The 20,835-nt window shown below is 65.2% G+C and carries 18 protein-coding genes, 1 tRNA gene and 1 pseudogene; 10 read left to right on the top strand and 10 right to left on the bottom strand.

The features are described from left to right. Positions 1–29: 29 nt before the first annotated feature. The 3 genes from QX094_RS11785 (at position 30) to QX094_RS11775 (ending at position 2,211) form a co-directional block, all read left to right on the top strand. Positions 30–476: a hypothetical protein gene (locus tag QX094_RS11785; protein ID WP_315715830.1), complete on the top strand. Its 447-nt coding sequence runs from the start codon at positions 30–32 to the stop codon at positions 474–476. Between the two features lie 215 nt (positions 477–691). Further along, positions 692–1,471: a class I SAM-dependent methyltransferase gene (locus QX094_RS11780; protein ID WP_315715831.1), complete on the top strand. Its 780-nt coding sequence runs from the start codon at positions 692–694 to the stop codon at positions 1,469–1,471. A 257-nt stretch (positions 1,472–1,728) separates the two neighbouring features. Beyond that, on the top strand, positions 1,729–2,211 hold the full coding sequence (locus QX094_RS11775) for a hypothetical protein (protein WP_315715832.1): 483 nt from the start codon (positions 1,729–1,731) through the stop codon (positions 2,209–2,211). A gap of 287 nt (positions 2,212–2,498) precedes the next feature. On the opposite strand, the gene QX094_RS11770 is transcribed toward QX094_RS11775, so the two are convergent. Beyond that, complete coding sequence (locus QX094_RS11770; RefSeq protein ID WP_315715833.1) at positions 2,499–3,422, bottom strand: LysR substrate-binding domain-containing protein; 924 nt, start codon at positions 3,420–3,422, stop codon at positions 2,499–2,501. Positions 3,423–3,522: 100 nt separating this feature from the next. Between QX094_RS11770 and QX094_RS11765 the strand changes: the two genes are divergently transcribed. Next, entirely contained in the window at positions 3,523–4,929 is a 1,407-nt protein-coding gene (locus QX094_RS11765) for an MFS transporter (RefSeq protein WP_315715834.1), read from the top strand. 68 nt (positions 4,930–4,997) lie between these two features. On the opposite strand, the gene QX094_RS11760 is transcribed toward QX094_RS11765, so the two are convergent. Both QX094_RS11760 and QX094_RS11755 read right to left on the bottom strand, forming a co-directional pair. Then, entirely contained in the window at positions 4,998–5,273 is a 276-nt protein-coding gene (locus tag QX094_RS11760; protein WP_315715835.1) for a conjugal transfer protein TraD, read from the bottom strand. Position 5,274: 1 nt separating this feature from the next. Next, positions 5,275–5,601 (bottom strand): annotated as a pseudogene (locus QX094_RS11755) (conjugal transfer protein TraD). Between the two features lie 169 nt (positions 5,602–5,770). Here QX094_RS11755 and traA point away from each other — a divergent pair. Beyond that, positions 5,771–8,782: a Ti-type conjugative transfer relaxase TraA gene (gene traA / locus QX094_RS11750; RefSeq protein ID WP_316187939.1), complete on the top strand. Its 3,012-nt coding sequence runs from the start codon at positions 5,771–5,773 to the stop codon at positions 8,780–8,782. Positions 8,783–8,910: 128 nt separating this feature from the next. Further along, positions 8,911–9,126: an AlpA family transcriptional regulator gene (locus QX094_RS11745; protein ID WP_315715837.1), complete on the top strand. Its 216-nt coding sequence runs from the start codon at positions 8,911–8,913 to the stop codon at positions 9,124–9,126. A 382-nt stretch (positions 9,127–9,508) separates the two neighbouring features. On the opposite strand, the gene QX094_RS11740 is transcribed toward QX094_RS11745, so the two are convergent. The 5 genes from QX094_RS11740 to QX094_RS11720 all read right to left on the bottom strand — a co-directional run bounded on the left by QX094_RS11740 (position 9,509) and on the right by QX094_RS11720 (position 15,146). Next, positions 9,509–10,756 carry a tyrosine-type recombinase/integrase gene (locus QX094_RS11740; RefSeq protein WP_315715838.1) on the bottom strand — a complete coding sequence of 416 codons (1,248 nt, stop codon included), beginning with the start codon at positions 10,754–10,756 and terminating at the stop codon, positions 9,509–9,511. Between the two features lie 185 nt (positions 10,757–10,941). After that, positions 10,942–11,017, bottom strand: a tRNA-Thr gene (locus QX094_RS11735). 150 nt (positions 11,018–11,167) lie between these two features. After that, complete coding sequence (locus QX094_RS11730) at positions 11,168–13,045, bottom strand: heme biosynthesis protein HemY (protein WP_316169977.1); 1,878 nt, start codon at positions 13,043–13,045, stop codon at positions 11,168–11,170. Between the two features lie 17 nt (positions 13,046–13,062). Then, entirely contained in the window at positions 13,063–14,367 is a 1,305-nt protein-coding gene (locus QX094_RS11725; RefSeq protein WP_316173422.1) for a hypothetical protein, read from the bottom strand. A gap of 50 nt (positions 14,368–14,417) precedes the next feature. Further along, a complete protein-coding gene (locus tag QX094_RS11720; protein ID WP_315715841.1) occupies positions 14,418–15,146 on the bottom strand; it encodes a uroporphyrinogen-III synthase in 729 nt (242 codons plus the stop codon). Between the two features lie 140 nt (positions 15,147–15,286). Here QX094_RS11720 and tsaD point away from each other — a divergent pair, with 140 nt between their 5' ends. The 4 genes from tsaD (at position 15,287) to QX094_RS11700 (ending at position 18,522) form a co-directional block, all read left to right on the top strand. Then, positions 15,287–16,354 carry a tRNA (adenosine(37)-N6)-threonylcarbamoyltransferase complex transferase subunit TsaD gene (gene tsaD / locus QX094_RS11715; RefSeq protein ID WP_316173421.1) on the top strand — a complete coding sequence of 356 codons (1,068 nt, stop codon included), beginning with the start codon at positions 15,287–15,289 and terminating at the stop codon, positions 16,352–16,354. Positions 16,355–16,568: 214 nt separating this feature from the next. Beyond that, positions 16,569–17,549 carry an NAD(P)H-dependent glycerol-3-phosphate dehydrogenase gene (locus QX094_RS11710; protein WP_315750570.1) on the top strand — a complete coding sequence of 327 codons (981 nt, stop codon included), beginning with the start codon at positions 16,569–16,571 and terminating at the stop codon, positions 17,547–17,549. 175 nt (positions 17,550–17,724) lie between these two features. After that, on the top strand, positions 17,725–18,138 hold the full coding sequence (locus QX094_RS11705; RefSeq protein ID WP_316173654.1) for an EVE domain-containing protein: 414 nt from the start codon (positions 17,725–17,727) through the stop codon (positions 18,136–18,138). 168 nt (positions 18,139–18,306) lie between these two features. After that, positions 18,307–18,522, top strand: coding sequence for a dodecin family protein (locus QX094_RS11700; RefSeq protein ID WP_042340486.1), 216 nt, complete (start codon positions 18,307–18,309; stop codon positions 18,520–18,522). Between the two features lie 227 nt (positions 18,523–18,749). On the opposite strand, the gene QX094_RS11695 is transcribed toward QX094_RS11700, so the two are convergent. Beyond that, on the bottom strand, positions 18,750–19,154 hold the full coding sequence (locus QX094_RS11695; protein ID WP_315715844.1) for a DUF2059 domain-containing protein: 405 nt from the start codon (positions 19,152–19,154) through the stop codon (positions 18,750–18,752). Positions 19,155–19,412: 258 nt separating this feature from the next. After that, positions 19,413–20,612, bottom strand: a complete 1,200-nt coding sequence (locus QX094_RS11690; protein WP_315714240.1) for an IS256 family transposase — start codon at positions 20,610–20,612, stop codon at positions 19,413–19,415. Between the last annotated feature and the right edge of the window lie 223 nt (positions 20,613–20,835).

Here is a 20,835-nt window from a genome sequence, read left to right as displayed (position 1 = left end):
ACAAGCAATTTGGCACTTTGCGGCGACCAGTGAGTCAAACGACGGCCGATCTGCCCGACATCTCGTATCCCGTGCTTTGTTGGCGAGAGGGCTACATCTATCTGGCTGCGACGCCACTCGAACTCTGTGCACATCCCCGCTCGATGTTTGAGGAGACGGCCCAACGCGCCCGCGCTGGCGAATGGCACTTAGTAGACGCCGACGGCCGGTCGTTCGATGTTCTAGACTTTATTCGTGTTCGCCCGTTCGGCGGCATCAGAGCCATCGGACCATGGTTGCTGCGTTCGATTTTTGCGATTCCGGTGCTGGCCAATGAAGCGAGGCTGCCGCTGTCCGAGTTTAAGAAAACGCTGATCGGCGCGATCAGGATTCGCTATCAATATGACTCCGATAAGGCACCGGCGGCACGGGCCATCAGGCTTCTGCAATCTGCTGATTCGTATGCAGCGGCTATCGACGCGCTGCCAAAGAGGTGACGGCGACAAGTAGCCCTTCGCTTTTGTCGCGTTTACTTCCGCTGCTGGCCCGTCCCGGACCTTCGGTCCCGCCGGTGATGTCGGCTTCCGGGCCTCGACCGGAATAAGGGAGCCGGGCACCGACCGCCGGCTTTTTGACCCGAAGCGGAAGTGGGCTGTTGGACGGGCAGACGCCGCTCAGGTTATGTTCCCTAACCGCCAAAAGGGGGCAAACGATGGAGCAGCGTTTCACATTCGATCAGGTCGCGAACGTATACAGGGCCTCACGACCCGATTACCCTGAGGCTCTGATTGACGATGTCATGTCATTTGCAAACCTAGAGCCAACCGATGCCGTTCTTGAAATTGGCTGTGGAACGGGTCAAGCAACAAAAAGCTTTGCGAAGCGGGGTTTGCAGATCGTCGCCATTGATCCCGGATCGGAAATGATCCGCTACGCGCGCGAGACTTTGGCGAGTTTTGCCAACGTGAAACTAGCCGAGGCTACTTTCGAGGCGTGGCCGGTTGGAAATTCAGTGTTCGCTCTAATCTTTGCGGCACAGGCGTGGCACTGGGTATCCCCGGAAGTGCGGTTCGTAAAAGCCGCCCAACTGCTTTCGACTAACGGAACACTGGCCGTCTTCGGGCACGTGCCTGTCGGACTACCCTCACATTTACTGGAACGGTTTAAGCAAATTTGGCTACGTCACACGGGCTCGTGGGGGGCGCCGCCCGAAGCTTGGTACCTACCGAACGGCCCGTTTAAGGACTGGTTTGACCAGTCGCAGTTGTTCGGGCCCGTTGAACACAAGTGCTATCTGTGGAAATGGCAGCACACGGCGTCCAGCTACACCGAGTTTCTGAGCACGCGGTCGGACGTTCGGTTACTCGCGGCAGAGACGCGTGAAGACCTGCTCGATGAAATTGCAAAAGCAATCGACGATCAAGGAGGCGGCCTCGACATCGATTATGAAACGCATCTTTACATTGCTCACCGTATTGATGGCGACAAATAGCCCTTCGCGTTAGCCCATTTGTCGCGTTCACTTCCGGTTCTGGCCCCCTACGGACGATCCAGAGCGGCATTGAGAATGTCCGCTTTCGCGGTTTAACCGGAAGCGAGCCGTCAGACGATCAGAAGGCAGCTTTTCGAATCGGACATCGTTAGTTTTTAGTAACGGCCGCACAAAAGATGCTCTCCTTCGATTTCCGCTTCCTTGTCCAAGAGCGGTATTGAGTGCGGCGTGGGCAATGTCGGCAAGCGACCAGGAAGATGAGAACAAAGCTCGCAATTGCAATGCTTCTGAGCTTCGGTGTGATCGTTCTAGGCCACGCGTACCTTCGCGGCTACGCACCCTTCACCGCTCAATTTGTGCAGACATGTGATAGAGCAATCAAGGAGCGGTTGGTTGCTCCGTCCACCTATGAGCGGATCAGCGTAGACGAGTCTCGGAAGACAATCACGTTCGACGAGTTCTTCAAAGACCCGATACGGCGAGTGTCCGAGGCAGCCAAGAAAGCCATTGCCCAAGTCGAGCGAGCTTCGCCGGTTCAGTATATCGCGCTCATCGATTACCAAGCTCAGGATCGTATCGGTGCCATCATTCGCGAAAGCGCAACATGCACTTTCAACTCACTTGATGGGAGTGACATGCCTGAACGTACAGGTTTTGTGCAGGTCGACGGCGAACATAATATTACGTGGGCTGCGAGGCAGCCGAACGCGGCCGCGCTCCTATCGCGCCTGGGACGGTGACTGGTGGTCGGCTATTGGCCCATCACGTCGATCCTGCGATTGATCGAAATGGCCGCTATCGAGGGGTAACCGGACCACCAGCGGAATCGGGAAGACAGTCGCCCATGAGGCGTAGCGGAAGATCGTAGTCCGTCGCTGGTTATCCGGCCGGATCGCTTTGGCGGCCGCTGCATCATAGAGGTATAGCGAAGCAGTAGTGCCCATCTTCATCGGCCGTGGTGCGCCATTTCGATTGGGTACACCGTAGTTGCGGAGCAATTCAGAGGTCTGCGTTCTGCGCATCGTGTTCAAGCCGAGGGGCAGTTTGCCGTAACCAATGTTTCTCGAGAAAGCCAATTGACTAAAGTCCGGATAGCTCGATCACCGGTGAGTTCTGGACGCCAACGTGCCACATGGACTTTGCTCGAAGACACGTGAGGCGTCGCCAACAACGCCGGTACGAGGCGGCCATCGGCGACTGCGTCGGCGATCAGAAGCGAGCGTCCAAGCGCGACCCCGCCGCCTTCGACGGCAGAGGTGAGGCAAAGCCCGATATCACGCAGAACCGGCCCGCGGGAGACGGCCTGGTTCACGCCAAGTGTCTTGAACCAGAATTCCCAACTCCACTCACCGGCGGGATCGCTCCCCTTGCGAATCAGCGGAAGCTCAATCAGACCGGCCGGATTCGCCAGCGGCTTGCCTTCAGGCAGCACACGTGGCGCGCACACCGGAACCACCCGTTCCTGAAACAATGGCGCTTGAGTCGAACTGGGCCGTGCTTCGGCAAGCGACGTCCAGACGATACGAAGATCGACTGAACTCGTCGCGTCCTGCTCCGCTTGGATTGGCTCGAACTCGACATCGATGTCGGGATGCTCCGACTGAAACGATGGAAGTCGCCTGACGAGCCACCACGCGGCGAACGCCGGGCCTGAACCCAATCTGACGGTTTGGCGGCTGGCGCGGCGGCGCAGACGAGGCTCCAGTCCGGCCATGGTGTCGAGCAACATCGCAAGTTCGGCTCGCAGCAAACTTCCTTCGGCGCTCAGCTCGACCCCGGGATTGAGTCTGCGGAGCAGAGTCGTCCCGTAAAATGTCTCGAGCTGCCGAATTCGATGACTGACCGCGCTCTGGGTCACACCAAGTTCTTCAGCCGCGCGAGTGAATGAGCGGTGGCGCGCGACGGCGTCGAACGCGACCAATGGAGCAAAAGGTGGAAGGCGACGGACCATCGGAGCAAGAAGTGATCAATGAGAACCACATGATACAGTTTCATGAGATTTTGAGAATGCTTCATTCGCTGCCAAGCCGTTTTTCCGCCAGCCTAAGGCGATGGCAGAACATCTCGAAATTGCGCTGGTTGAGGATCCGACAATCGCGGATAACGGTTCTTCTTCACGATTGCCGCGGTTTGCGCTTCTTGCGGCGAGTGTCAGCGGATTCCTGTTCCAGGTCGATCTCACGGGCCTGGCCGCAGCGCTACCGGACATCGCCAGCAGCTTAGGGGTCCCGGTGCAAGACCAGGCCTGGATTATCGACATCTACAGCCTCGCTCTCATCTTCGCGCTTCCGGTTGCCGGTCCGTTTGCAGACCGACACGGGCGGCGAAGAGTGTTCATTGGCGGCGGCGTCTTGTTTGCTCTCTCCTCGGCACTGTCTGCGGCGTCGACCACGTTCGAGAGCCTGCTGGCGTGGCGCGTGCTGCAAGGCGTCGCAGGCGCTGCGATCACGTCGGCGGCTGCGGCGCTACTCGCGGCCGCTTATCCGGGTAAGCGACGCGCCTGGGCCTTCGGCATCTGGGGTACGGTCATCGGTGGCTCAATGGTCGTCGGACCACCGCTCGGAGCAATCATTGCCTCCTATGCTGGCTGGCCGTGGATCTTCTGGATCAATCTTCCGCTCTGTATGGCGCTCGTGGTCTTCGCCTCGCCGCTGGCGGAATCGGAACGTGTCGGCTCTCAACCGCCAATGGATTGGCTCGGGCCGAACCTGCTAGCGCTAGTCGTCGGTTCCTCAGCGTACGCGCTCCTCTCATCAGGCGGATTTCGTGGGATAGCATTGGCTACAACCGTGCTCGCTTCTTGTGCGTTCTGGGTCGTAGAGCGCAGGCACCCGCGGCCGGCCTTTGATTTCGGACTGTTTGCGTCGGTTCCGTTCCTTGCCCTTTGTATCACCGCTATTGCAAGTTCGATCGGTTACTGGTCCTTGCTCGTCCATCTGCCGCAGATGATGCGCGGGCCGATGGGGCTCGATGCAAGTCGCTCCGGATTGCTGCTAACCGCGCTCACCATACCAATGCTCCTGCTGCCTAGTCTGGGCGCGCGCTTGTCGCAGTGTATGCCGGCACGGTTCTACTTCGGCGGAGGACTGACGGTGGTTGGCGTCGCGGCATTGTTCCTGGGAGCCATTTCAAGGGATCTATCCAGCTCGGCAGCGACGTGGGCCGTGGGCGCGATGCTGCTCCTGGGCGGAGCGGGGTGCGCACTGTTCAACGCTCAGATCACGGCCTTCTCGGTTTCCTCGGTTCCAGCCGATCGAGCGGCGACGGCTGCCGCCATGTGTGTCACAATGCGTCAGGTGGGCTTTGCTTTCGGCATCGCGCTGATAGGAGCCGTCCTGAATCTGGGCGGTAGCGGCCTGTATCCACCCGCTTTTCTTCTCGTCGGTGCGATCACGCTTGTGCTTGGTGCAATTGTGTTTGCCTTGCTCTCAATTCCTGTCGCAAGGGAGCTGCAGTAAAGCGGCAAACCAACTTTGCAGTTGATATTAGGATCGTGCAATTCACCAAGCGGGCTGCTGCGGAAGCGTTAGTCGGCCAACGTGCGATTGTCGCGCATTCTACGAACTGTGCGCGTTTCCATTGCAGGGTCCGTTTCGAACGCTTGTTTTCCCTTCGCGGCCCAAAGCTCACGTGCCCGTTCGCCCTCACCGCTTTTAAGCTTGTCAGCCATCCAAAGCAGCGCGCCCAAGATCGTGGAACGGTCGTCACCGGTCAGGTCCACGATGCCGGCTTTGACCACGAGGCCGCCGAGTTCGATGAGGTGCCGGGTGCGCTTGCGGCGTTCGACCTGCCACGCGCGCATGTCATGTCGCGCTTTTGCGGCTTGATGCCGGTTGCGCGCCGTCCGGTTGCCCAGGAGCGCCGTCCGTGTTGCGGTCAGTTGCTGGCGCATTTCAGCGCGTCCGTCCTTGAAAAAACGCGGCGCCGCGCTTGGCCCATGCCTCCCTCTTCCCGGCCTCCTTCGTCTCGGCCAGCACGATCAGCGCGCCTGCCAGTTCTTCAGCCGTCAGTGTGTCAGCTCCGGTCGCGATGACCAATTCGCCGAGCTGGCGCACCTTTCGAGTTTTCAGCCCGCGCGCTTTGTCTTCGAGTGCCTTCAGATCCGCATCAAAGTCTCGTGGCTTGCGCATCATCGTCTCCATGAGCTCGATGGAGAAATAATAGGCGAGCACACCGCAGAATGCTGTAAGGTCATCAGGACGAGCTGAGACGGGGTAGTCCCTCCCGAGATTTTTTCGAGGAGGGCGCGCTTATACGTCGTTCCGACGTGCGCTTCGCCGTGTAGATGATCTGGTCGCGATGGCGATCTATCATCTTCACGTCAAGGTCATTGGCCGAAAGGCCGGGAGCAGCGCGGTAGCATCGGCGGCCTACCGCTCCGGCTCGCGGCTGCGTGACGAGCGGCTCGGCCGCGATCAGGATTTCTCCGCCAAGCGCGGCGTCGTTCATTCCGAGGTCATGCTGCCGGAGAACGTGCCGGAAGCATGGAGCGACCGCGAGCGGCTTTGGAATGACGTCGAAGCGCACGAAATCCGGAAAGATGCCCAGCTGGCCCGCGAGGTGGAGTTTGCGCTTCCGCGCGAGATGAGTGAGGCGCAGGGCATCGAGCTAGCCCGCGATTTCGTTCGGAGCGAGTTCGTGGGTCTCGGTATGATCGCCGATCTCAATGTGCACTGGGATATGGCCGAGGACGGCATGCCCAAGCCGCATGCCCATGTCATGCTGACCATGCGCGGGGTCGACGAGAGCGGCTTTGGCAATAAGGTACGGGACTGGAACCGTACGGAGATGGTCGAGCGCTGGCGCAGACGCTGGGCCGAGCTTGTCAACGAGCGGCTGGCCCAGCTCGACATCGACGCGCGGATCGACCATCGCAGCCTGGAAGCCCAGGGCATTGCGCTGGAGCCGCAAAGCCAGATCGGCGCGCCCGCCAAACGGATTGAGATCCGAGGCATTGCGGGCGACGAGTCTGAGGCCGACCGGGCCGAGATGCACCGCGAGATCGCGCGCAACAATGGCGCGCGGATCATCGCTGATCCCTCCCTTGGACTGGACGCGATCACCCAGCAGCAATCGACCTTCACGCGCCGCGACCTGGCAAAATTCGCGCACCGGCACAGTGACGGGCTCGACCAGTTCGATGCGGTCATGGGCGCGATACAGGGAACGCCCGATCTGATCGAACTCGGTAAGGACGCCCGCGGCGAGGATCGGTTCACAACCCGCGGAATGATCGAGACGGAACAGCGCCTGCACCGTGCCGCTGAATTGTTGGCGGGAGGGGAGCGCCTCGAGGTGCGAGATGCGGAGCGCAGGGCGGCTTTGGCGCGTGCGGAAGCGCGCGGCCTGGTGCTGTCATCCGAGCAGGTTGACGCCTTGGCGCACGTCACGGGTGGACGCGATCTCAGCGTCGTGGTCGGCCATGCCGGGACGGGAAAGAGCGCGATGCTGGGGGTGGCACGGGAGGCGTGGGAAGCGGCTGGCTTCGAGGTCCGGGGCGTGGCGCTGTCCGGCATTGCCGCGGAAAACCTTCAAAGCGGATCGGGCATTGCGTCGCGCACGATTGCCAGCCTGGAGCACGGCTGGGGACAGAGCCGTGATCTGCTCAAATCGAGCAATGTGCTTGTCATCGACGAGGCGGGGATGGTCGGCACGCGGCAGCTCGAGCGCGTGCTGTCCCATGCCGCCGAGGCTGGCGCAAAGGTGGTGCTCGTCGGCGATCCGCAACAGCTGCAGGCGATCGAAGCGGGAGCGGCCTTCCGGTCGATTTATGAGCGTCACGGCGGCGCCGAGATCGGCGAAGTGCGCCGTCAGCGGGAGGACTGGCAGCGCGGTGCCACGCGCGATCTAGCGACCGGCAAGGTGGATCATGCGCTCGGAGCTTACCGCGCCCATGGCTTGGTGCACGAGGCCCAGACCCGCGAGCAGGCTCGAGGGGATCTGATCGAGCGTTGGGACCGCGACCGGCTGGCCTCGCCGGATCGGAGCCGGATCATCCTCACCCATACCAACGAAGAGGTCCATGCGCTGAACGAGACGGCGCGCGAGCGGATGCGGGCAGCGGGCAATCTCGGCGACGAGGTGGAGGTGACGGTCGAGCGCGGCACGAGAGACTTTGCGGGCGGGGATCGGGTCATGTTCCTGCAGAACGAGCGCGGGCTCGGCGTCAAGAACGGCACACTCGGGACCGTCGAGCAGGTCAGCGCAAAATCCATGACCGTGCAGACCGACGATGGCCGATCCGTGCGCTTCGACCTCAAAGATTACAATCGGCTCGACCATGGCTATGCGGCGACGATCCACAAGGCGCAGGGCATGACGGTGGACCGCGTCCATGTGCTGGCGACGCCCGGCATGGACGCCCACAGCAGCTATGTCTCCCTGTCGCGGCATCGCGACAGCGTCGACCTGCATTATGGCCGTGACGACTTTGCCAATGAGGTTCGGCTGGTCCGCGCCCTGTCGCGCGATCGCGCCAAGGACATGGCTTCCGACTACGACCGTGCCGATCCGATCCAAAGCTACGCCGAGCGGCGTGGGATCACGTTTCGCGAGCGCGTGGCCGAGATCGTACGCAAGGTCATGCCGGAGAAGCTGCGCGACATGTTCGACGGCCTTCGCGTTCCTGGGGAGGTGTCCGACCGATATGGCGGACAACGGCCCGAGCCCGGGTCGCCGGAAAGGGAAAGGAGTGGTACGGCAACCGACCGGCGTGAACCCGAAGTGCCGGCAAGGAACGTGGCGCAAGATCCCGAGGTGGAAGCACGTCGCGTCCGGACCCGGGCACTCGTGCGCCATGCCCGCGCCGTGGATGCGATCTTCGCGGAGCGGAAGATAGGCAGGCAGGCAAGTCCGGAGCAGGTGAAAGAACTACAGACGGCCCGCCATGCCTTCGAGGCGGTGCGGCCTTATGGCTCGCATGACGCCGAAGCCGCCTACCGAAACAACCCGGAGCTCGCCCGTAAGGCGGCGGCCGGTCAGGTCAGCCCCGCCATCCGTGCGCTCCAGATCGAGACCGAACTTCGCACCGATCCAAGCCGGCGCGCCGATCGCTTTGTGGAGCGCTGGCACAAGCTTGGCCACACCAGTCAGCGCCTATACCAAGCTGGCGACATGTCCGGCTACAAGGCTGCGCGCTCGGCAATGGGCGACATGGCCAAAAGCCTCGAACGCGATCCGCAATTGGAATCCATCCTCGCCGGCCGCAAGAACGACCTCGGCATCGCGTTCGAATCCGGCCGCCGGCTCGGCCAGGAGCTAGCCCTTGCCCACGGTATCGGCCTTGGAAAAGACCGAGGCCTCGAACGCTGACTAGGCCTATCTGCCGCCGCTTGGGCGCCACGCCCCGACAAGTCGAAAACCCAATTGCACGCCCGCCAGGCGGTGGCCTCTCTTCTCTCAGCAGCCGTCAGAACCAGCCAGCAGGAGGCAGCCCGGCCATGCGCGAAGCGGACCGCATCATCCGTTTGAAAACCGTTCTCGCGAGGACCGGGCTGTCGCGGTCCACGATCTACCGCAAGATCGCCGAGGGCACATTCCCGGTTCAGATCAAGATCAGCACCAATGGCAGCGGTTGGCATGAATCCGAAATCAACCGGTGGATCGCAGATCCTGTCTCGTGGCGACCGAGGGGCGCGCTCGGTGAAGTCCGGTGACGAGAAGATGAACGTCAATCGTCGTTGTCCTCGAAACGCATGATCAACAACGCGCGCGTCCGCCGTGGCGGCAGCTTGCCCTATTCCTTAGAGAGGCGCGTCTTCGGCCCGTTGCTGATTGGACCGTCAATCGGTCCTAGTTCTGCGCTGATAGCAACAGGCTTGTCCTGCGCTGACAGAGGGGCTTCTCCACGCAGCCAACTCCGCGTTTTCTGATCCGTTCTTGGTGAAATGCCGGCGTCCCATTGTTCACCAAAAGGGCCGCCGCCATAAGCTCACTCGTGTCGTACCCCAATCGATGTGTACCCGGAGGTGCTGACCGGATTATCGGATAGCCTTCCTATCCCCGCACACGATCTTAACGTACTAGGCCCACCACTGCTCACGCTGACGCTTCCTTGAATTGCAATATGCGCGCACCCTGGCGCAGCGCATCGAGATAGTCGGCCCACCACGTCATCAGTTTCACACGCTCATCCCAATAGTCGCCGCGGGCGTAGGCCCGGCGCACAGCATTCGGCTCAACATGCGCCAGCGCAGCCTCGATGGCGTTGATGCTCCACTTTCCGCTTTCGTTGGCCAGGGTCGAAAAGGTCGAGCGGAAACCGTGAGCGACCATCTCGTCGTTCGAATAGCCGAGACGGCGCAGCGCCGCACACAGCGTGTTTTCGCTGATCGGCCGCGTCACCGAACGCAGGCCCGGGAAGACAAGCCCGGCCACGCCTCGCCCTGTGATCGGATGCAGATCCCGCAAAATGGCGGTAGCCTGCGCTGGAAGCGGGACGCGGTGAGGTCTGCGCATCTTCGTCCGCTCGGCGGGGATGTTCCACACGGCAGCGTCCAGATCAAACTCAGCCCATGTCGCGTGGCGCAGCTCGCCCGGCCGCGGCGCTAGCAGGGCGATCAGTTGCAGCGCGGCCTTCGTCGTTGGCTGGCCCTGAAAGCCGTCAATCGCCCGCAGCAAGCCGCCGAACGCGACAGGCTCGATAATCGCCGCCCGGTGCTTCGGTTTTGGAGCTGCGATTGCGCCGCGCAGCGCTTGGGTCGGGTCCGCATTGGCACGGGCGGTCGTGACAGCATATCGAAATACGGCACCAATGACCGCCCGCAGGCGCTTTGCCGTTTCGAGCTTGCCGGCCGCTTCCAGTGGTTGCAGCACCCGCAAGACTTCGCCAGCGGAGACGTCGCCGATCGGCAGCGGTCCCAGATCGGCCTTGGCCAGGCCGAGCAGCCATTCCAGCTTGCCAGCGGTCGCAGTCGCAACGCCCTCCCGCTTCTTCTTGGCAAGCAGCTCATCGGCCAGAACACTGAACGTGTTGGCCTGAGCCTCGGCGCGCGCCGCCTTCACCTGGCGCTTCCGGATGGCGGGATCGATGCCGTCCCGCAAGAGGCCCGCAGCTTCGTCCCTTAGCCTTCTGGCAGCTTCCAGTGGCACACCGGCCGGGGCCTTGCCGTATTCGCCAAGGGCGAGCTTCTTCTGCTTGCTGCCGAACCGATACGCGAAATTCCAGAGTTTGCCACCGCTTGGCGTAAGCCACAGTTGCAGGCCGCCCCCGTCCGAGAGCTTCACTAGCCGCCCACTAGCCTTGGCGTTCCTAACGGCAGCGTCCGTAAGTTTTCCACTCGCCATGCCACGCACCAACTGTTGGCCTTTTCAAAGCTACATCGCCCGAAAGGCCAACAAGGAGGCCAACAATTTCATCGGCTGTCAACGAACGAGAACAAACCGTGACGGCCACGAATGACCGAAAATGTTTTGTTTTCAGTACCTTGTCGGCGAGAAACGAACGAGGGAGGACGGCTGCGGAAGGGGGGTGGTGCCGCAAGAGGGACTCGAACCCCCGACCCCGTCATTACGAATGACGTGCTCTACCAGCTGAGCTATTGCGGCGAACCATAGCGGCGAGCGCCCGGCACGAGGCCGGACGACGCGGACGCGCTCCTGATATCGGGCGGACGGCCCGTTGGCAAGGACAACGCGCGCGGCCGCGGCTCCGAAACGAACCGTTGTGACCGGGACGGCGGGAGGGCCTGACGGTCCTCAGCCGCCGAACCGCGACCAGAACCCGCGCCAGCCGCCGGCCTGGGCCTTGGGCGCGATCTGCTCGGCGAACTCGTCGCGGGGCTGGTCATCGTCATCGACACCGGGATCGTCCGGCGGCCGCATGATCGGCACGATCGCCTGGATCGGCGTCTCCGCCGGCCGGGCGAGATCGTTGCGGGTGCGGAACAGCGGCGTCGGCGCGGCTGCCGCCGTCTCGGCCGGCTTGGCGGCGACCGCGTTCGGCTCGGCCTCCGTCTCCGGCTCCGATTCGGCCTCGACGGGACCCGCGGCCTGCAACGGCGGCGCCGGCTCGGCGGCGACGGCCTCGATCAACCGGCTATCCTCAGCCATGTCCACAGGGATATCCACCGGCTTGTCGACAGGCTTGTCCACGGCCTCGGCCGGTTGTTCGGCCTGCTCGGGATCGGCCGCGACCACCGGCCGCGGCGGCTCGTTGTCCTGCAGCGCCGGAGTGATCACCACGGCCTCGCGCGGCGGCTCGACCGCGGCTTCGGCCACGGTGGGCCGGGCCGGCGGCGCCAGCACGGCTTCGGCGAAGGCCGAGCTTTCGATCACGCTGCTGCGCTCCGAGGGCAGGCTCGCCACCGGCGTCTGCCATTGGAAGGCGTCGAGCCGGCCGGTGACCGGCGAGATCGGCTGCCAGCGATCGCTGACATAGCCGTCCGCGGTCCAGGCCGGGTCGTGGCGGGCGCGCACCGCGCGCAGCGCCCATTCGCGCGCCTTGCCGGCGTCGCCATGCTCGGTGCGCTCCAGCTCGGCCATCAGCATCGCCACGCGCTGGGTCGGATCCTCCGTGAACGGCGCCAGCGCCTCGCGGGCGCGGCCGAATTCGGCGGCGTCGATCGCCGCGCGCGCCACCGCCAGCGCGCCTTCGACATGGCCGGGCGTCCGCGCGGCCAGGTTCTCCACCCGCGCCAGCCGCTGCGTGGCCGAATCGCCGAGCCGCACATGGGCGTAGGCATCGGCGAGATCCGGATGCGGACACGCCGCCCAGGCCGCCTCGATGATCTTCATCGCGCGCCGCACCTGGTGCGCCTCGCTCTCGAACTTCGCCGCCAGCACCGCGGCCGGCACCAGTGTCGGCGCCAGCTTCACCGCCTCCATCGCGCTCGAGCGCGACAGGTCGCGATCCCCGGTCTCCAGCGCCAGCGCGCGCGCCGTCAGCAGCACGCCGCGCTGACGGCGGTAGGTCGGCTTGTCGATCATGCCGGCGGTGTAGTTGCCGTCGAGGATCGAAAGCGCTCCGTCCCAGTCGGCCTCGGCGCAGCGGAAGCCGAGCACGGCATGCGAGGCCCAGGTGGCGTTGGGCGCCAGCCTGAGCGCTTCGTCGGCGATCATCACCGCGGCATAGGCGTCGTCGGCGCGCTGCGCCTCGATGAACAGGCCGCGCAAGCCGAGCAGGCGGGTGTCGTGGCGCTCGGCCATGGCGCGGAAGGCGCGCCGGGCGCCGTCGCGGTCGCCTTCGAGCTGCGCCGCCTGGGCGTGCAGGAGCAGCGTCAGCGGATCATCGCCGGCCAGCCGCTTGGCGGTGTCGGCGTGCTGCCGCGCCGCCGTCGAATCGCCCTGGCCGATCGCCAGCAGGCCGTGGGTGATGGCGTGGCGGCCGCGCTGATGCCGGCGGGCGCGATGCGCCTTGCGGATGCGGCCGGGCGCCCGCAGCAGTGCGCTGATCAGGTTCCAGACCAGCACGCAGGCCGCGATGGTCAGGCCGAGCGCGAGCACGAACACCGGCAAGGTCATGGCGATCCGCCACGGGCCCCAATTCAAGACGACGTCGCCGGTCTGCTCGGCGACCCAGGCCGAGCCCGCAGCGGCGAGCCCGACCAGGATGAGGAAAATGACGATCCGGAACATGTGCGTCCTTGGGCGTCCTATTGCGCGGGTTTGGCGAGCGCGGTCATCGCGTCGTCGGCGAATTTGCGGGCGGTCGACAGCGCGGCGTCGCGGGCATCGGCGCGTGCGAGCCAATCATTGGCGGGGGCGCGATCCTCCGGCGAGAGACCCTTCAGCTCGCGGCGGGCCTCGGCGAAATCGTTGCGCAGCGCCGCCGCGGTGATCCGTGCCACGACCGCGCCGCGATCGGTGCCGGCGCCGTCGGTACGTTCGACCTTGACCAGGCTCGAGGCGCCGGCCGAGAGCTTGCTGAGGATCGAAGTCCCCGTGGTGCTCTCGGGCGCCGGCGGCGAGAGCTTCGGCACGATGGTGAGCAGCTCGCGGCTCAGTGCCGCGGGGCTCGGCACGCCGGTCGTGGCGAATGCCTCCAGCGGCTTCAGCGCGGCCGCGTCGGGCGCCAGCGATCTGGCGGTGGTCAGCGCCGCTCCATAGGGATCGCCGTGACGCACGGCGACGTCGAGCAGGGTCGCGGCGACCACGCGGCGCAGCGGCGCATCGTCGGCCGGCTTGGCCGCCTCTGAGAGCTTGGCGCGCTCCTGTGCCAGCGCCGCGCTCTGGCTCTTGCTCGCCCGCTCCAGCGCGTCGATGCGCGCCGTCAGGCCGGAGAGATCGATCGGCTCGGGTGCGGGCGCCGGCGCGGAGCCGTCGCGCGGCTGCGCCCGGACATCGTTGAGGGCTGCCACGGTCTTGTCGGCCTGCGCGCGCAGGCCGGCGACGTCGTTGCGCAGCGCTGCAATCGTCTTGTCGGCGGCATCGAGCCGGCCGGTCACGGCGCCGTCCGGCTTGCCGACGCGCTGCTCCAGCCCGGCGACGCGGGAGGTGAGCTCGTCGATAGCGGCGGACTGCGGCGAGATCGCCGAGGGCGGCTGCACGGGCGGCCAGCCGAGCATCCAGCCGACGCCGATCACCAGCGCGGCCGCGGCCGCGCCGGAGAACGGTGCGATGATCCAGGGCGACACCGGACGCGGCGGCGGGGGTGGAGGAAGCTCGGCGTGCGGCGGCTCGGCCGCGGCGACCGTCTCCTCGGGCGTCTCGCTGGCGGCCGATTCCGGTTCGGCGTCACCGGCGCCATGCGGATGCGACTGGCTCGCCGCGCCCGACGACCCCTCGGCCAAGGCTTCGGCCGGGGCCGACCAGGGCGACGTGGTCGGCCGCTCGGCCGCGCTCTCGCTGGCCGACGGGCGCTCCTCGCGCGAGGTCGGCTCCAAATCGATGGTCGGCGGTGGCCGTTTCGGCCGCCCGGTGTCGGAGGCCGGTGCAGCGGTGTCGGGTTCATCGACCATGGTGGAAGTTCCCTGGCTGAGGCAAGATTGAGCAGGCCCTCTTACGCCATTCACGACCGTAGCGCACGGGTCAGGCCCTCCAGCATGTCGTTTTCATCCGGATGCGCCGCGATTGTGACCTGGGTGGCGCCGGCCTCGCGCAGCACCTCGGCGACATTGGCCGACAGGCAGCCATGCGGCACCGCCAGCGCCGAGATTTCGACGCCGTCGGCGCGGATGGCCGCCACGAACGCAACCGCGCTCCGCCGCGAATAATGCAGCACCGCCTCGATCCGGTTGGCTGCGAAGGCGTCGCAGACTTCGCGCGGCAGGGTGGTCACCTGCGCCATGCGATAGACGGTCTGGGTGATCACATCGAAGCCGCGCTCGGCGAGCTCGGAGGCGAGGTCGCGCGAGATGTCGGCGCCGGCGAGATAGAGCAGGGTGGCCCCGGCCTCGATGACGCCGCTGTCTGCGATCAGGTCGCGCAACGCGGTCGCATCGGCCGCGGCCGAGATCACCTGCGTGAAGCCGGCCTCGCGTGCGGCTGCGGCCGTCCGGTCGCCGACCGCGAACAGCGGCAGGCGCAGCAAGGCGGACGCCCTGAGCTGCGGCGCCGCCGCGCGCAGCGCGTTCGATGACGTTACGATGAGTCCGGCGGCATCGCCGCCGACGTCCGGCGGCAGCGCGACCGGCTCGAAGCGCAGCATCGGCGCCAGCAGCACCTCGAAGCCACGCGCGCGCAGGGCGCTCGCGGTGCGTTCATTGTCAGGGGCGGGACGGGTCACCAGCACGGCCATGTGCTATGCTCCCGTCGAACACGGATCGGCCGGGCTGCAACGGACGGACGATTGCACCTGGCGACCTCGTGGTGTTAGGCGGTTCTGCGCACTCATAATGACCAAAAGGGTTGAGATTGGGTAACGAATCGCAAACGCTCGTGCTGGGCATCGAAACCACCTGCGACGAGACCGCCGCGGCGGTGGTGGCGCGTGATTCGGGCGGCAAGGGGCAGATCCTTTCCAATGTTGTGCGCTCGCAGACCGACGAGCATGCCATCTATGGCGGCGTGGTTCCCGAGATCGCCGCGCGCGCCCATGTCGACATGCTCGACCATCTCATCGACGCGGCGATGCGCGAGGCCGGCATCGACTATGCCGCGCTCGGCGGCGTCGCGGCGGCGGCCGGGCCGGGCCTGATCGGCGGCGTCATCGTCGGCCTCACCACCGCCAAGGCGATCGCGATGGTGCACGACACGCCGCTGATCGCGGTCAACCATCTCGAGGCGCATGCGCTGACGCCGCGCCTCACCGATGCAATCGACTTCCCCTATTGCCTGTTCCTGGCCTCCGGCGGCCACACCCAGATCGTCGCGGTCGCCGGCGTCGGCGATTATGTCAGGCTCGGCACCACCGTCGACGACGCGATGGGCGAGGCGTTCGACAAGGTCGCGAAGATGCTGGGTCTGCCCTATCCGGGCGGACCACAGGTCGAGCAGGCCGCGCGCAACGGCGACGGTCAGCGCTTTGCCTTCCCGCGTCCGATGCAGGGCCGCAGCGATGCCAATTTCTCGCTGTCCGGGCTGAAGACCGCCGTGCGTAACGAGATCGGCCGGCTCGGCAAGGTGAGCGAGCAGGACATCGCCGACCTCTGCGCCAGCTTCCAGGCCGCGGTGCTGGACTCGACCGCCGACCGCCTGCGCGTTGGCCTCGATCTGTTCAAGCAGCGTTTCGGCGCGCCGACCGCGCTGGTGGCCGCCGGCGGTGTCGCCGCCAACCAGGCGATCCGCGGCGCACTCGACGATGTCGCGCAGCAGGCCGGCACCCGCCTGATCATGCCGCCGCCGGCGCTGTGCACCGACAATGGCGCGATGATCGCCTGGGCCGGGCTGGAGCGGTTGGCGCTAGGGATGGTGGACGGCATGGACGCCGCGCCGCGCGCGCGCTGGCTGCTGGATGCCAATGCCAGCGTGCCGGGCAAGTTCGCGAATACGCGGGCGGGGTTTTGAGGGTGATGGAATTGCTTTTTCATCCTGCACGAAGCGGCTGGATCGCCCTCGGCAGTGATGTGGCAAGCTCCTGCACCATACGCGGTGCGCTCCCCTCCCCCTTGCGGGGAGGGGTCGGGGGTGGGGGTGGCTCCATAAAAATTCTCGCTCGTGGCACCCCCCTCCCCAACCCTCCCCCGCAAGGGGGGAGGGAGCGCAGCCGAATCCGCGGCGAATGACTCGTTTCCAAACGATCTCCATCGTCGGCGCCGGTGCGTGGGGCACGGCGCTCGCCGCCGTCGCCGCGCGTGCCGGCCGTGAGGTCACGCTCTACGCGCGCGACAGCCACCACGCCGCGCGCATCTCTGCTGCCCGCGAAAACCCGCGACTGCCCGGCATTCCGCTCGCCCCCAGCATCGCCGTGACTGCCGATCTCGCCGAGGCCGCCCGCGCCGACGCCGTTCTCATCGTTGTCCCCGCCCAGCATCTGCGCGGTGCGGTCATGCATCTCGCCCCGCTGCTCCGTCCGGGCACGCCGCTCGTCGCCTGCGCCAAGGGCATCGAGCACGGCACCCATAAATTCATGACCGAGGTGATCGCGGAGGCCGCGCCGAACGCGATCCCGGTGATCCTGTCCGGCCCGAGCTTCGCCGACGACGTCGCGCGAGGGCTGCCGACCGCGGTGACGCTCGCCGCGCCCGACGAGGCGCTCGCGGCCGACCTCGTCCATGCGCTGGGTTCGCCGACCTTCCGGCCCTATCATTCGACCGACGTGCGCGGCGTCGAGATCGGCGGCGCCGCCAAGAACGTGCTGGCGATCGCCGCCGGCATCGTTGCCGGCCGCAATCTCGGCGCCTCGGCGCTGGCGGCGCTGACCACGCGCGGCTTCGCCGAGTTGGTGCGGCTCGGCCGCGCCTATGGCGCGCGCAGCGAGACCTTGACCGGCCTGTCCGGCCTCGGCGACCTGATCCTCACCTGCGCCGGTCCGCAATCGCGCAACTTCGCCGCCGGCCTCGCGCTCGGCCGCGGCGAGCCGCTGCCCGCAGGCAAGCTCGCCGAGGGACAATACACCGCGCCCGTGCTGGTCGAACTCGCCACCTCGCGCGGCGTCGAGATGCCGGTGGCGCAGGCGGTCGCCGCCATTCTCGCCGGCACCGTGACGATCGATGCCGCGATCGAGGCGCTGATGATGCGCCCATTCAAGGCGGAGGAGTGAGGGCCGCCGCGCGACCGACGTCATCCAGCACGACGCTCTCTCCGCCGTCATGCCCGCGCTTGTCGCGGGCATCCATGTCTTGGATAATGCGCCGAGCAGTGCGACGTGGATGGCCGGGACCTCCCAGCGCTTCGCGCTTTTGCCTGGCCAGGACGAGTGGAAAGAGACGACCATCATGAACTACTGGCTGGTGAAATCCGAACCCTCGGTATGGTCGTGGGACCAGCAGGTGGCGAAGGGCGCGAACGGGGAGGCCTGGACCGGCGTGCGCAACTACACGGCGCGGCAGAACCTGGTGGCGATGAAGAAGGGCGACCTCGCCTTCTATTATCATTCCAACGAGGGCAAGGAGATCGTCGGCATCGCCGAGATCATCAAGGAAGCCTATCCTGATCCGACCGACAAGACCGGCAAGTTCGTCTGCGTCGACATCAAGGCGCACAAGCCCTTCAAGACCCCGGTGACGCTCGCCGCGATCAAGGCCGACAAGATGCTGAGCGAGATGGCGCTGGTGAAGCAGTCGCGGCTGTCGGTGCAGCCGGTCACGCCTGCGGAATGGAAGCACGTCTGCAAGCTGGGCGGCGTGTAGGGGCGCAAGGGCTTGTGAGACGCGCAAGGCGTTAGCGCTACTCGTGGTAGCTCCGGACCTGCGGCTGCCATGGGTAGGCTGCGTCCTTTCAGGCGCCGCGCGATGATGCTACGTTCAGTTGTGGCAGGGAGCACCTGCTTCCTGCTCCATACCGAACAGGAGACCGACATGTCTGACAGCGTCTACAAAGTCATCGAGCTGATCGGTACCAGCAGCGAATCTTGGGAAAGGGCAGCTACCAACGCTGTCGAGCAGGCGGCGAAGACACTCCGAGACCTGCGTGTCGCAGAAGTGGTCCAGCTCGATATGCAGCTCGACGCGAAGGGGAAGGTGGAAGCCTATCGAGCCAAGCTCAACGTGTCGTTCAAGTTCGAAGGCGCATGAGCTGACCATCGACTTGCGTTGTCGTTCGCCGGACTATCGGCCCGCGGCAAGGTTTGAGCCTGCAATCCGGTGTCGTGCCCGGCATCGGGGGCATGACCGTGGACGTCTCGGTTCGGCTTCCCGGGGATGGCGAGGCGGGACGGACCACAAGCCTGTCATACGGAAATTGCCCGTCGCGCCGGTTATGTCGCAGGGCAGCGCCGCTGCATGACGATCGGGAGTTCGGATCAAAGATCGAGACCTTTCTTCCTCAGTTCATCGACCATCTGCTTCCTGATCTCTTCGCCGAGAGCTTGACCAAATTTCTGCCCGGCAATGCTCGACTCCTGGGTGACGGACGGCAGCTTCTGCAGGACTCGTTGACCTGTCGGGGTCCTGTAGAACTCAGCCATGGTCCTGAGGTCGTCCGCCGAGAAGTTCCTGGCATAGACGACCGCGATCGCATCCGAGAATTCGGAAACCCTGCCCTGAAAGGCCTGGGTGAACTTCGGGATCAACGCATCATATTGCAGAGCGACCTCGGCGCGCCCCTGGACGATCGTCGGTCTCAGGTTCTTCAGAATGATCGGCAACAGGGCTGTCGCCTGGTCATTCATATGCATCACGGAGACCAGCTCTTTCGCGGCCGCCAAGGACTCCTGTGATGTCGCTTGGGCTCTTGCCGATGGCGGCGTTGCGGCGGTGAGCCAAATGGCGGAGGCGACGACTACGTACCGACAGCGATGCTTCATCCTGATCCCCCATGTGCCGGCTGCAGCGGCGATCGCTGTTACGGCCGGGTTCCAATTCTTAAGATCAGCCGGAGCCAGCGAACAGTACCGCTAAGGATCGTGTCCCCAAGCGTGGTGTAGCTGGCGGCCCACCGCGTTCGCCGGCTGGAGCCGGGCCTGTCAGCTGGCGATAGCCGTGAGGCTGACGTTCGGATCATCGCTCAATGGCGCGATGGTTTCCAGCGTCATGTAGCGGGCGCGTTGGACCGCCCATTCATCGTTCTGTTCGAGCAGGACAGCTCCGATGAGGCGGACGATAGCGTCCTCATTGGGGAAGATGCCGACCACCTCGGTGCGCCGTTTGATCTCGCCGTTGAGGCGTTCGATCGGATTGGTGGAGTGCAACTTGGTCCGATGCTGCGGCGGGAACGTCATGTAGGCAAGCACGTCGGTCTCGGCCTCGTCGAGGAAGCCGGCAAGCTTGGGCAGCTTGGGACGGAGCTGATCGGCGACCTTGCGCCATTGGGTGCGAGCGGCCTCGGCATCGTCCTGGGCAAAGGCCGTGGCGATGAAGGCGGAGACCACGCGCCGTCCGCTCTTGCCGGCATGAGCCAGCACGTTCCGCATGAAGTGGACGCGGCAGCGTTGCCAGCTGGCGTTGAGCACCTTGGTCACGGTGGCCTTGATGCCCTCGTGGGCGTCGGACACCACCAGCTTGACGCCGCGCAAGCCGCGGCGGGCCAGCTTGCGCAGGAAGGCGGTCCAGAACGTCTCGGCCTCGGACGGCCCGATGTCCATGCCGAGAACCTCGCGCCGGCCGTCGCTGTTGACGCCGACTGCAACGATCACCGCGACGGAGACGATGCGCCCCTGCTGGCGCACCTTCACATAGGTGGCGTCGATCCAAAGATAGGGCCAGTCACCCTCGATTGGACGGCCGAGGAAGGCCTTCACTTTGTCGTCGATCTCGCCGCACAACCGACTGACCTGGCTCTTGGAGATGCCGGTCATGCCCATCGCCTGCACCAGATCGTCGACCGAACGGGTCGAGACGCCCTGAACGTAAGCCTCCTGAACCACGGCGGTGAGCGCCTTCTCGGCCATGCGCCGCGGCTCCAGGAAGCCGGGGAAATAGGAGCCCTTGCGCAGCTTTGGGATGCGCAGCTCCACCGCACCGGCGCGGGTCTCCCAGATCCGGTCGCGGTAGCCATTGCGCTGGGCCAGACGTTCGGGGCTCTTCTCGCCATAGGCAGCCCCGGTCTGGCTCTCGACCTCCAGCTCCATCAGGCGCTGGGCCGCAAAGCCGATCATCTCGCGCAGCAGATCGGCGTCTGGGGTCTTCTCTACCAGCGTGCGCAGGTTCATCATGTCTTCGGTCATCGGTGGTTCCTCGGTTGCGTTGGCGTGTCGCAACCCGATCCTACCGGAGAACTGCCGGTGACCACCGCAAAGCCGCCCGCCCGCTACGGCGCTATTTGGGAGCGCGCGTCCGGGCGGCTTTGCTCCACCGAGCTACACCACCTCCGGGGACACGACCCCGCTAAGCTGTGTTTTCTGCCGCTGCAACCGGATTGGCATCCCCGCGCTATTATTGTGCGGATCA

Source organism: Bradyrhizobium sp. SZCCHNS1050, assembly GCF_032484785.1.
Classification (GTDB): domain Bacteria; phylum Pseudomonadota; class Alphaproteobacteria; order Rhizobiales; family Xanthobacteraceae; genus Bradyrhizobium.
Note: the sequence above shows the minus strand (reverse complement) of the source record. Positions and strands in the feature narration are given on the sequence as shown.